Source organism: Fulvivirga kasyanovii (genome assembly GCF_009711405.1).
Lineage (GTDB): Bacteria > Bacteroidota > Bacteroidia > Cytophagales > Cyclobacteriaceae > Fulvivirga > Fulvivirga kasyanovii.
The window spans coordinates 1-13078 of record NZ_SMLW01000641.1; the positions used below are offsets into that span (position 1 = coordinate 1).

Annotated in this window: 7 protein-coding genes; 4 read left to right on the forward strand and 3 right to left on the reverse strand. The window is 45.4% G+C overall.

The features are described from left to right. The first annotated feature begins 180 nt into the window (after positions 1 to 180). From E1163_RS22520 to E1163_RS22535, 4 genes are all read left to right on the forward strand, one after another. Entirely contained in the window at positions 181 to 2463 is a 2283-nt protein-coding gene (locus E1163_RS22520; RefSeq protein ID WP_155174729.1) for a beta-1,3-glucanase family protein, read from the forward strand. A 141-nt stretch (positions 2464 to 2604) separates the two neighbouring features. Then, a complete protein-coding gene (locus E1163_RS22525) occupies positions 2605 to 4044 on the forward strand; it encodes a carbohydrate-binding protein (RefSeq protein ID WP_155174730.1) in 1440 nt (479 codons plus the stop codon). A 110-nt stretch (positions 4045 to 4154) separates the two neighbouring features. Next, positions 4155 to 6059, forward strand: coding sequence for a glycosyl hydrolase family 18 protein (locus tag E1163_RS22530; protein WP_155174731.1), 1905 nt, complete (start codon positions 4155 to 4157; stop codon positions 6057 to 6059). A gap of 24 nt (positions 6060 to 6083) precedes the next feature. Beyond that, on the forward strand, positions 6084 to 8498 hold the full coding sequence (locus E1163_RS22535) for a carbohydrate-binding protein (protein WP_155174732.1): 2415 nt from the start codon (positions 6084 to 6086) through the stop codon (positions 8496 to 8498). A 133-nt stretch (positions 8499 to 8631) separates the two neighbouring features. Here the strand turns inward: E1163_RS22535 and E1163_RS22540 are convergent, their stop codons facing one another. The 3 genes from E1163_RS22540 to E1163_RS22550 form a co-directional block, all read right to left on the reverse strand. Then, positions 8632 to 9423 (reverse strand): PhzF family phenazine biosynthesis protein, encoded by a 792-nt coding sequence (locus E1163_RS22540; RefSeq protein ID WP_155174733.1) that lies wholly within the window; start codon positions 9421 to 9423, stop codon positions 8632 to 8634. Positions 9424 to 9704: 281 nt separating this feature from the next. Then, complete coding sequence (locus tag E1163_RS22545; RefSeq protein WP_155174734.1) at positions 9705 to 10679, reverse strand: T9SS type A sorting domain-containing protein; 975 nt, start codon at positions 10677 to 10679, stop codon at positions 9705 to 9707. After that, positions 10649 to 12694, reverse strand: a complete 2046-nt coding sequence (locus tag E1163_RS22550; RefSeq protein ID WP_155174735.1) for a S8 family peptidase — start codon at positions 12692 to 12694, stop codon at positions 10649 to 10651. Before E1163_RS22550 ends, E1163_RS22545 begins: the two co-directional genes overlap by 31 nt. Positions 12695 to 13078 lie beyond the last annotated feature (384 nt).

Sequence of the window (13078 nt, forward strand, 5' to 3'; positions counted from 1 at the left end):
TTTTACTGGGTCGAAATTAAATAGGGGTTCAAAAAAAGGGAATGGCGGCTCAGGTTTTCTTAAGGAATCAGTTAATCACTTACAATAAATTAAACATGCTATAACAACCAATTAAAAAACAACCATGGCTAAGGGAGCAGAAGTCCCTTGGCCTAAATTTTCAACTTAAACCAACGCCCCATGACATCTAATTTAATTACAACCCGACTCAGAAGAGCCGTGCTGCTCTTGCTTATGTTCATTCCTGTGCTGAGTATTGCGCAGGTTACCGTTCCTTTTAAAATCGAAAACCATTCAGGATTGCCCGATAACCAGCTTTTCGTAGCTGTAGTCGGTGAAGATCTTGCCGAACCCAGCAACCACATATGGGTTGACCCTGCCACAGGCGCTCAATTGCCCATGTCCCCTGCCTACAATACTGTTCAGGGGCCGGTTTACGGAGGCAATCAGGGTCCCGGGCAAAACGGCCTGTACGCTGATTGTTTCAGAAGGCTCAGTGAAATTGCCAACAATACAGTAATGGTTCCTCCTATTCAGGGCTGCCGGATATTCATCGCGTATGAAGAGCAACTTTATTTTTACTTCTTTGGAGCTTCCGGCGCACAACGAGGCTACACATCGCCCAATGCCACTGATCCCACTGACCCTAATCAGGGCATCCGGTATGAGATCATTGAGCTGACCAATAACCAATACGGCATGTTTGCCAATACCACACGGGTAGATTCCTACCAATACCCCATAGGTATGGAACTGTTTGGCTCAGATGGCTACTACAAAAAGGTGGGAGAAATAGCTACACATGAAGAAATAGTGGCTGCCTTTCAGGCCAGTGTTCCTGTAGAATTCCAGAAGTGCCTTGACCCCGCCACCGGGGAGATCACTGCTCCCTCTAAAACACCAGAATTTGCCGATGGCTCTGTAGGGTCTATGCCTGTACCCGGGCCATATGTAAATTACATGAAGCCATATGTAGATGCTGTATGGAGCAAATATGCCAATGAAGACCTGATATTTGATGCCGGTGACGCCGGAATCTGGAAAGGCCGCGTTCAGGGCGAACAGCTTGTGATGGTAAGCCAGTCGCCAGCGTTCCAGGGCAGACAAGCCATTATTACCAGAAGACCTACCACACAGGAAGTTTTTGAAGGAAAAGGCGTATTGGATAATGTAGTGCAGGATGGCACCACTGACCTTTTGGTGCAGGCCCAGATCTGCGCTGCCCTCAACCGCCACATCATTGATATCAATACCCCTAACCCAGGGTTACAGGATTGGTCTGATGCTTCCCAATATTATCAGGCCTCTCCCTGTAACCATTACGCAAAGTTCTGGCACCAGCAAGGTATCAGTGTAGACCAGCTTTCTTATGGTTTTGCCTATGATGATGTTTTTGAATATTCATCATCCGTCCATACGCCAAACCCTACACAGGCCATCATTAACATTGGCCCTTACGATGACGATGATACCGGCACTGCCACTCCTATTCCTGCCACGATCCAGGCAGAAGCTTATACCAACATGAATGGGGTACAACTGGAAGCCACAACCGATGATGGTGGCGGTGAAAACGTAGGGTGGATTGATACCGGAGACTGGCTTGAATATGAAATCAATGTACCTCAGACCGGAAATTACACAGTGGAATACCGTGTTGCCAGCCTTGATGCAGGCGGCGTTATAGAGTTCTTCTCCAATGGGTCATCTAAAGGAACAACCAGCTTTAATGCTACTGGAGGGTGGCAAAACTGGACTACAGCAAGTACTACCGTAAGCCTCTCCGCAGGAGAGCAGACTGTAAGGCTTGTGTCTAACAATTCAGGATGGAATGTCAACTGGATAGCATTTAAAACTTCAGGGACTCCTCCTCAGGACGGATGCAACATATCCGTAAATGCAGATTTCTCGGTAGAAATCTCGGAGGACTCCAATAACCCTACTTTGACTTTTGTCCCCAAAAGGTCAGGTGTTGGTTCCCCAACCTGCATATTGTACTACAGCACTTCGGCCAATGACCCTTACCCTGGCTATTTGGTATCTGCCAATACACCATACCAGATCAATGCCGGTGCTGGGCAAACGATTTATTTTTACTATACCTACAGCTTGCCCGAAGGTGGTGAAAACAACACGCTGAACAACAAAAAGAGCTTTGTTGTCGGCAACTGCAATTCATCAGCTACCGCAAGGCAGTCTTCCACTACACAGGAGGAATCTATTGAGTTTAAACAGCCCGTAATATACCCTAACCCGGCCGGTAATCAACTGAATGTTGAAAATCTTCCTGCCGAAACCCGGGAGATCACTATTTACGATATAACCGGTAAAAAGAGCTTAATCGTGAATGACTCCAAGGGTACGAGGGCTACACTGGACATCCGGCATCTCCCTAAAGGACTTCATTTTATGAAAATGCAGACCATAAACGGTACTGTAACGGTCCCATTTATAAAAGAATAGCAAAACCATCCGGGCCGTGGCATTTCAGCGCAAAGGCATGATATCTTCATGTGGGCAAGCCACTGTTTATATCGTCTTAGCTGATGTCATCCGCCCGGAGCTATAGATTAAACCAAATTTTCAAACTAAAACCAACAGATCATGAAAACAAAATCAACAATTTTGGTGATCGCAGGGCTCTTACTCGGGCACCTCGGCCTTGCTCAAAACTGGCAGCTCGTCTGGCAGGATGAATTTACCAACGGTATCAGCTCCGACTGGGTCTTCGAGATCGGAAATGGCTCATCCGGATGGGGAAATAATGAACTGCAATATTACCGTCGGGAAAATGCGACTGTTCAAAACGGACAACTGGTAATTACTGCCAAACGCGAAAACTTCGGAGGCTTCAACTACACCTCTGCCAGGATGAAAACCCAGGGGCGTAAATCGTTCCGCTATGGAAAAATCGAAGCCCGTATAGCCATCCCTTCCAGCCTGGGCTTGTGGCCCGCTTTCTGGATGCTGGGCAATAACATTACCAGTGTGGGCTGGCCTGCCTGTGGTGAAATAGACATCATGGAGCATGTGAACACCTCTCCTGACGTACACGGCACCATTCACTGGCAGGACCACAACGGTAACTATGCCTCATATGGCGGCCACACGGCTACCAATGTTACCAATTACCACGTGTATTCTATCGAGTGGAATGAAAACAGTATCAAGTGGTTTGTTGACGGCCAGCAATACCATATTGTAGACATCAGCAACGGTGTTAACGGCACGAGCGAATTTCACAACGAGTACTTCATACTGCTTAACATGGCTGTAGGTGGCAACTGGCCGGGCTTTAATGTTGACAACAATGCACTTCCAGCCAGTATGTATGTTGACTATGTACGTGTTTACCAGGGCGGTGGCAGTAACAATTTCTCGGTTTTCAGGGAAGCTGAGCAGTATAGCAGCATGAGCGGTGTACAAACCGAAGCTACCTCCGACGCAGGGGGCGGCCAGAATGTAGGCTGGATCGACACCGGGGACTGGATGGCATACAACAGTATCAATATACCATCATCAGGCTACTACACCGTAGAATACCGGGTAGCCAGTGTTAATGGCGGACAACTGTCTCTGGACCTCAATGGCGGGGCAACCGTACTGGGAAGCCGTGGGATACCTGCAACCGGCGGCTGGCAAAACTGGACCACCGTATCCCACTCCGTGTACATCAATGCCGGTACTTACAATTTCGGTATTTACGCTCAATCCGGTGGGTGGAACATCAACTGGTGGCGTATTACAAGCCAGGCATCTGCCTCTGCCCGAACCGCTTCGGACACGCAGAAAACGCCTGAAACTGAGGAAACCAATGCCTTTGAGTTTAAACTTTACCCTAACCCGGTAGCCAGTGAATTAAAGCTGCATTTACCTGCGGGTACTTCCGATCAGGTGAAGGTGTTTAACAACATTGGCCAGGTGGTATTACAAACCAAAGTGGTGAATAATACCATAGATGTATCATCGCTCAAACCAGGGCAATACACCCTGCAACTGGGCAGCGGTGATCATGCACTCTCTCAGAGGTTTATCAAGGAATAAAAGAAACCCCTGATGCTGTCACCGGTACTTATGTGCCGGCTGACAGTACCAGGGTACCAATGCAGACAAGGAATAATTAAATCTTTTTCTAACCTAAAAAGTGAAAACTTATGAAAAATTACCTGTTCAGGAGGGCCGGACTGTGTAGTCGGCTCACTCTTGTATTACTCTTTTCTGCGCTGGTGGTAACCGGTTATGGTCAGCGCATTGTTGGCTATACCACCTCATGGGTCAACAATGCCAACCAGATTGATTATGCCAAGCTTACACACATCAATTACTCCTTTGCGCTGCCTACGGCAAGTGGTGGATTGGAGCCTGTGTCTAACCCTGCAAAACTCAACAGCGTCGTTAGCCAGGCCCATAGCCAGGGTGTAAAAGTTCTGATCGCTATTGGAGGCTGGGATCTTGGAGACGGCGGTGGCAACGACAGTCGTTTTGAAGTCCTCGCGTCTACGGCCGCGGGCAGAAATAACTTCGTCAATAGTGTCATCAGCTTTATACAGCAATACAACCTCGATGGTGCTGACATTGACTGGGAGTTTCCCGATGCTGTAAACGGAAACCCTGATCCGAATTTCACTGCTTTAATGAGTGCACTTTCAAGTGCCTTGCATAGTCGCGGCCTGCTGCTCACCGCTGCAGTCAATGCTTCTGCATGGGCCGGTGCCGGTATTAGCAGCGAAGTATTCCAGCACGTTGACTGGCTGAATATTATGGCCTATGACGGGGACGCCGGTGCTGGGCACTCGCCTTACAGCTATGCTGAAAGTGCGTTGAATTATTGGAAAGGCCGGGGTTTACCCGCCAATAAAGCCGTGCTGGGTGTACCCTTCTACGCCAGGCCAAGCTGGAATACATACAGCACATTGCTGGCCCAGGGTGCCGACCCCTACGCCGATTACTTTAATGGAGATTATTACAATGGTATCAATACCATTAAGGCCAAAACCAATCTGGGTGTTCAGCAGGGCGGCGGTATCATGATCTGGTCTATAGACCATGATGTGCAAAATCAGTATTCACTGTTAACCGCCATTTACGAAGAGATGGACACGCCCCCGCAAAATGATCCGGTCACTGTTTACAAGCATTGTGACTTTGCCGGGCAGGCTGTAGGGCTTCCTACGGGCAGCTATACACTGGCGCAGTTACAGGCCAGAGGTGTGGTTGACAATGACATATCATCGGTTAAGGTGCAATCAGGCTATAAAATCACCTTCTACGCTTCTGACAACTTCTCAGGAACATCGGTAGTAAAAACAGCCGATGACAACTGTCTTGTGGATGATAGTTTCAATGACGCTGCCACTTCTGTGATCGTAAGTCAGAATTCCGGTGGCTTTTCACAAACCATACAGGCGGAAAGCTACAGCAACATGTCAGGCGTTCAGCTCGAAGGTACTTCAGATGCCGGTGGCGGCCAGAACGTGGGTTGGATAGATACAGGCGACTGGATGGCTTATAGCAATATCAACATCCCGACGTCAGGTACCTACCTGATAGAGTACAGAGTGGCCAGCCAGAATGGTGGTGGTGTGTTGTCACTTGATATAAACGCAGGAGCTACAGTATTAGGCACCAGGAGCATTGGCTCAACCGGTGGATGGCAAAACTGGACTACGGTATCTCATACGGTAAATATCAATGCCGGCACTTACAACTTCGGTATTTACGCACAAACCGGAGGCTGGAATATTAACTGGTGGAAGATCACGCGCCAGTCATCAGCAACAGGGGCAAGAATAGCTCAAGATAATAAAAATAAAATTGCTGATAATCAGATAGTTAGCAATGTTATTTATCCAAACCCTTTTAGCAATACCATTCAGGTACAGACGAAAGGTCAAAATATGCGAATAACTATTAATGATGCTCTGGGACATGAAGTGATCCCTCCAACAGAAGTTTATTCCGGAGAGGCTATTGATCTCTCCCATTTAAAGCAAGGGCTTTATTTTATTCGAATTGACTCAGAGGAAGGTCCTGAAATTCAGCGCCTTATCAAACAGTAAACTATTCAACCAAACAATAAACCAATGAAAAAACTAAAACAAATTTCAATTATTACCCTGGCATGGCTGAGTATAGGGTGGTATGCCCACGGGCAGCAAAAAAATGATGCCATTGACCTCGGAAGCCTCAAAGCCTTTCAACAATCACTTGAGGAAAAAGTGACCAAAGGCACCAGCCAAAGCCGGACAAATCCGCTCATTACAGTACAAACCCCGCAAAACCAACTTGAATTGAATGTAGAGTATCAAAGTGAAAGCGGAAGTGAATTCACGCTGGTTGGTGATGTGGACAACATCAAAAACAGTAGCTTTTACATCAAACTTGTAAATGGTGAGTTGCGCGGAAACATTGTTTTAAAAGACCAGAAGCTGGCTTATGAATATTTCTCGGACGCCAGTGGCAGGGCCTATATTCACGAAAAAGACATAGATAAAGTGCTATGTATTGAATATCCTGCAAAGCCTGCCTCCAAGGTGCCAGATACGGCTGAGACACAATCCAATTTTGAGGTGGCAGCCAGTGTTTATGACTTGCAAAGTTTGCCTGGCGCTTATGGCTGCGTGCTCCTGGACTTTGATGGTTATTACCTGCCTCCCGGGACAGGATGGATTAATGGCAATTCACTGAATGCTGCACATTCAGGTATGTCTGATGCTCAGATACAAGAGGCCTGGGACCTTATCAGTGAAGATTTTCGTCCGTTCAATGTTAATATTACCACGAGCCAGGCGGTATATGACTCATACCCACAAAACAGAAGGCAAAGATGTGTATTCACACCGACTAATAATGCTGCCCCCGGTGCAGGTGGTGTGGCTTTCGTGGGTGGTTTTGGCTACCAGGATTGGCCTTGCTGGGTGTTCATCCTTTCCGGAAAATCCGGAGGTGAGGCTGCTTCACATGAGATAGGCCATACGCTGGGCCTCGGTCACGACGGAAGAACAAATCCCAACGAAGGTTACTTTGCCGGGCATGGCGACTGGGCTCCCATCATGGGTGTAGGCTATTACAAGCCAATTACCCAATGGAGTCGAGGTGAGTATGCTTATGCAAATAATACGCAAAACGACCTCAGCATTATGGCTGGTTATGTGGGCTTTAGAGGTGACGACCACGGCAACAACTTCAGTTCGGCCACCAACATCTCCAACAATTCTGCCGGCAACATTGATATGCAATATGGCATCATTGAAAGGACCGGTGACCAGGATATGTTCCGTTTTACCTGCGGCACAGGTAATGTATATCTGGACATCAACACAGTAGGCAGGCATGGTGACCTGGATGTACTGGTCAGGCTTTATGAAGGCTCTACCGGAAACCAGATAGGTACTTTTAACGGAGGTGGCCTTAACACCCGCTTGGAAGCTTACCTTGGTGCCGGCACTTATTATATTTCCGTAGATGGTACCGGAGCAGGCAATCCTTCTACCAATGGTTATTCCGATTACGCCTCTCTTGGCAGCTTCTGGATTTCCGGCACCATCCCTCCCGGTAGTTCCGGCGGAGTGGTCACACTTTATCAGGATTGCTCGTATGGAGGTTATGCTGTAGGCCTTGGAGAGGGCAGCTATACACTGGCTGATTTACAGGCGCGCGGACTGGTCAATGATGATGCCTCATCCATCAGGGTACAGTCAGGCTATCAGGCTACTTTGTACTGGGACAATAACTTTCAGGGAAATTCTCTGGTAAAAACAGGTGATGATAACTGCCTGGTCAATGAAGGTTTCAATGATGAGCTCAGCTCTATTGTAGTTTCAAGGGTAGCATCAAGCTCAGTCATAGAAGCAGAAAGCTACAGCTCTATGTCGGGCGTACAACTGGAAAACTGCTCAGAAGGCGGCCAGAATGTAGGCTGGATCGAACAAGGCGACTGGATGGCCTACAATGGTATTAATTTCCCTTCTTCGGGTACGTACCTTATCGAGTACCGGGTGGCCAGTGCCAGTGGCGGAGGCCGCTTATCTGCTGACCTGAATGCGGGTGCTACAATACTTGGCGAACTCGACATTCCCAATACAGGTGGATGGCAAACCTGGTCGACCATTTCACATACGGTAAACGTAAATGCGGGAACTTACCCATTCGGGATCTATGCCCAGGCAGGCGGATGGAATATTAACTGGATAAGGATAACCCGCCAGGGATCAGCACTTAACCAAAGCAGCACCAAAGAGCTGGCAAGCTCAGAGACCTTAAAGGCAGATCCGGTAATATACCCGAACCCTGCTCATAACACTATAAGTGTCTCATTTGCAGGAGACCAGGCCAAAGGCAGAATAGTGAATACTTTGGGGCAGACTGTAATCGAGTTACCTTCTATAAGCAGTAATGAGCCTATTGATATTTCAAACTTAAAAGAGGGAGTATACCTGTTTGAAATAGAGATGGATAAAACCAGGCTGGTTAAAAGGATAGTGAAGTCTGTAAATTGATTTATTAATAATAATATCCGGCCGGTAAACCTAGTGTTTTTCCGGCCGGATACTTTTTATATAACGCTTCAAATTACCCTGACAGGTATTTGATCCCTTTGCTTATATCTCTGAAGACAAAGCATGCTACTACTTAACGAGATGGCACATAAATCGTCCCCTTTAGATACACTGCACATTTACCTGCCATATAAACCCTGTCATCATCTATACTGCACTTTAAAGTCCCTTCCCTTTCCGATAATTGTTTGGCCATAAAGGAATCCTTGTTCAGTCTTTTTTGCCAGTAAGGTATTAAAGAGGCGTGAGCCGAGCCGGTTACCGGATCTTCCGGCATTGATGCATTGGCATCAAATACTCTGGACACAAAATCGTACTCTACTCCTTTTGCTGTAGCAACAATACATAAAAAAGGCAAGTCTTTTAGAAAATGTAAATCATATTCAAGTGTCCTTATCTCTTCTTCGGTGTTGAACAGGAGGATTAAATCCCTACTTCCCGCAGCCTCGACAGGTCTGTGGTTAAACGCAGAAAATATTTCTTCAGGAATTTCCATTTGCTTTGGCGCACGGGAAGGGAAATCCAAAACTATGCTTTCATCATCGGTCTTTCTCGCTTTTAAAACGCCGCTTTTTGAAATAAAATTTATGTGGTCGGCATCTGTTTCTAAATAATTGAAGATGACATAAGCAGATGCTAAAGTCGCATGTCCACATAAATCAATTTCATCGTGAGGCATAAACCAACGGATCTCATAGTTATTTTCTTTTTTAACAAAGAATGCAGTTTCGGCCAAATTGTTCTCTTCGGCTATACTTTGCATGACCTTGTCATCAATCCAATCCTCCAAAGGACAAACTGCCGCCGGGTTTCCTCCAAATACTCTATCTGTGAAAGCGTCAATCTGATAAATTTCTAATTCCATACGGTTATAAGGTTCTTCTAATTATGCTATTTACAGCTTCTAAGCTAGCCAATTTTACGAAAAAATGTGTTACATACACCAAATACTGTATATTCCTATTATAAAGTCTGATCATGCATCTCATGGTATATGTGTACCCACTACATAAAAAAAGAACTGCCCACAGCATAGCTGATTTACGGCAGTTCTGAACCTGAGAATGAAAACTAACTATTTATTTACATTTAACTATTCACGATTTACATTTCACTGATCACCGAGTACCAAGAACCGGTCACCCATTATTCAATCACCACCCTCTCGGTAGTTACTTTATCACCCACTTTCAGTTGAAGGATGTAAACTCCTTTCTTCAATTTGTGAACATCATATTTCTCAAATCGCTCGCCTCGATGGACTTTACCGCTAAACAATTTCATAGACTGCTGAGCATCCAGGATGTTGTAGATGGAGATTTCAACTTCGCTGTCATCAGACAGCACTTCGTATTTAAGGTATATCTCATCATCAGCGGGGTTAGGGTATACGAGGTTATCCTTTTTCACATCCAGTTTTGACACTTCATCAAACCGGCCTTTCCTGGTATTGGTGATTACGAAACGCTCGCCACCTTCCAGCGTACGCTTTTCTGTATTTTGCTGTAGTACATCAAGGATCACCTCTTCTCCTTCACCAACATCTACCCCGAAGGCAAAATGCATGGAGAATGTCTCTCTGCTGTAAATTGGGATGCCAGAAATCCGCGCTTTTGGAGAAGCAATATAGAGCATGTTCTCATCAACTATTTTAACTTCTTGCAGCTCAGCTTCTTTTATTCTTTCAAAGAATTCAGGATCTACTTTTACTTTGATCTCACCTCCCCGGTCAAAGAAGGGTTTCTCTATTTTATCCTGAAAACCCCTGTCCCAAAATGACAGGTCTATTTTGCTCCATCCCCTCTCAGTCCCCCTAATATATAAGCTGGTGAAGCCGTCAAAATCATTGTTGTATACCTGGACATTCTTCCATACAATATTGTTATTCTTCTTCACATTGCCACTTACGCCTACCCCACTAAGTTCACTGAACATCGGGTCAGCAGGTGACTCAATTCTGGCCAGCAAACAGAAATGGTGTATGTCATTAACAAAGTCTCCCGGATTTGGCGGATACCAGGGTATTTCAACCGTGTAAGTACCACCTGGAGCTATAGGAGGTATGGAAACCGTATTAATCTTATCGCCATTCAAAACGCCAATAAAGCATAATTGATCCAATGGTTAGGCCACACCAGACCTGTAGAAGCCTTGGAGAAGTACAATGACAGGTTTGCACAATCACTGGTAACAGAACTCTTGTTACGTATTTTAACATACACACCATTAGGTGAAAACAGCTTAAACTCAGGGTTTTGGTGCGATGCACCTCCATCTAAATTTTGACGTACCCAAATATCCTCACTGATCCACATAGGTCCGTTATCAGGGTTAGGCTCGCTACCAATATCAAAGGGTCTGTCTTTGGCATAAAGGTCAAAGTCTCCATTATCCGGCAGCATTTGCTGAGCAAGTTGTACCGCTGCCTCAGCATTTACCAGTCCATAGCCCATTTCATTATGCCATGTACCGTTTGGCCTGCCAAAAGTGTTGACATATGCATACCCTCCTACTTTTTGAGCTGATTGCTCTATGATATCTTCCACTTCATCGTGCGTAAGGCATGGATTTACTGATAATACTAACGCTGCAACTCCGGCCACCATCGGGCAGGCAGCGGAAGTACCATTAAACCAAACTGTATGGTTTTGGTCTGCATAATCATTGGCGACAAGTGTTCCTCCCAGGTTCGGGTGTATGGTAACACCATTATTGTAGCCCGCAGAACCTTGTCTGTCAGTAGTGGAAATCAGCACGCCCGGAGCAACCACATCAAGCTGAGCCCCAAAATCACTTCCCCAGCCTTCTCCATCACAAGAGGTGAAACTTTTTCTCTCCCCGCATGGACTCATCGCACCTACGGCTATAATATCAGGGTTACTGTTGGCAGGATAGCTTACGTTACCATTACCATTGCCAGCGGAGAACAATATTATAGTACCTAACCCTCCACGACCATTGTTAAGTGCGTTGGTAATTGCATTATCAATAATGGCATACTGCACGCCCGAGCCCCATGAATTGCTAATCACATCAGCTCCGTTTTGCCACGCCCAGTTAATACCATCAGCTCTTTTTTGCCTTGAATTAGGCGTTCCTGCCAATGAATTACTTACGGACATTAATCTCACATTCGGGGCTACTCCACTAATACCAGTATTGTTATCGTCCCTTGCTCCTATAATACCGGCACAGGCTGTACCATGGCTACCCAACACCAAAGCTGGAGTTGTTCCCGACTCGGTATCAAAGCCAGTGCCAATAGTATTACCCTGTAGTTCAGGGTGGTTCATTTCAAACCCATGATCCAAAACAGCTACAATCACATCTCTACTACCCTTAGTTATCTCCCAGGCATCTTCAACCTGCATATCAGTGCCAGCGCCTCCATACTGCCCGGTGTTGTTCAACCCCCATTGGTCGCCATATAATGGATCATTAGGAGTGTGAGGAAGCTCATCAACCATTAGGTCCGGTTCTGCATGCTCAAACATACCCGACTCATAAAATCGGTTAGCAGTTTCAAGCGCATTGAATTTAGAGTCCTTTGTACATTTTAAAGTATACCATAACGGCATAAATTTATTCTGTCCTACAATGGTAACACCCATCTCGCGAGCCAGTTTATCCAAACGGCTGAAGTCATCCTTACTTTTGATCTTTACATAAAGGTAGTTGGAGAGCCCTATCTTTTCTTCTTCTTGATTTTTGAAATATGGAGTAGCTACTTTGATACTTTCCTGTGCTTCAAGCATCTTTAAATAGGTCAGATACTCCTCTGAAGACATATCAGACTTTAACTTTAATTCTGCCCAATACTCTGATGAAGCTTTGTAGTTACCCACAGCTTTCAGGGTTTGTGCAGAATTATCCAGACTGAATTTTGTAATCTGCACATCCTTATCCACCAACGCACTTAATTGGTTAGAATCAGGGATATCCGATTGTACCACGAGATACACATAATTAGTATTGAGCTCCAAAGGCTGCTTCTCTCCATTGTAGTAGTAAAAATACTTCTGGGAAAGGGCCAGTGATGTAGATGTTAAAAGGATGCAGACCAGGAATGCCAGTTTCAGCACCCGGTCCACATTCCAGTACCGCCCTATTTGTTGAATAAGTAGTTTAGGTTGCATGGTTAGATGATTTTTGGTTAAGTTCTTACTCTGTCTCAGCTTTTCAGAATCCGCTGTTTCGAATCGATCCGTTGGTTTTAATGATTCAAAATTAACATGCACCCCTACGGTACAACAGAGGAAAACAACCCAAAATAAAAGGGAAAATTCCCCTATTACAACTGCATATCTTTATTATTAATTATAAATTATATTCATTATTTTATATTAAAAATCGTATGCCAGTACAATTTTAATGTCTTGAAATTCAGGTTATTGTACCGTAAAAAGGGGCAGGTGGAATTTCTGGGGAGACATTAGCTTTTTAGGAACAAGGTAAAATCTGTGGAGCAAGTGGATTGGAAAGTAAAACAAGTAATGTGAACTTGCCACTGAAATCAGTAA

Bases quoted from the DNA above. Each gene is read 5' to 3' on its own strand.
- E1163_RS22520 (WP_155174729.1), top strand. From the start codon at position 181: ATGACATCTAATTTAATTACAACCCGACTCAGAAGAGCCGTGCTGCTC.
- E1163_RS22525 (WP_155174730.1), top strand. From the start codon at position 2,605: ATGAAAACAAAATCAACAATTTTGGTGATCGCAGGGCTCTTACTCGGG.
- E1163_RS22530 (WP_155174731.1), top strand. From the start codon at position 4,155: ATGAAAAATTACCTGTTCAGGAGGGCCGGACTGTGTAGTCGGCTCACT.
- E1163_RS22535 (WP_155174732.1), top strand. From the start codon at position 6,084: ATGAAAAAACTAAAACAAATTTCAATTATTACCCTGGCATGGCTGAGT.
- E1163_RS22540 (WP_155174733.1), bottom strand. From the start codon at position 9,423: ATGGAATTAGAAATTTATCAGATTGACGCTTTCACAGATAGAGTATTT.
- E1163_RS22550 (WP_155174735.1), bottom strand. From the start codon at position 12,694: ATGCAACCTAAACTACTTATTCAACAAATAGGGCGGTACTGGAATGTG.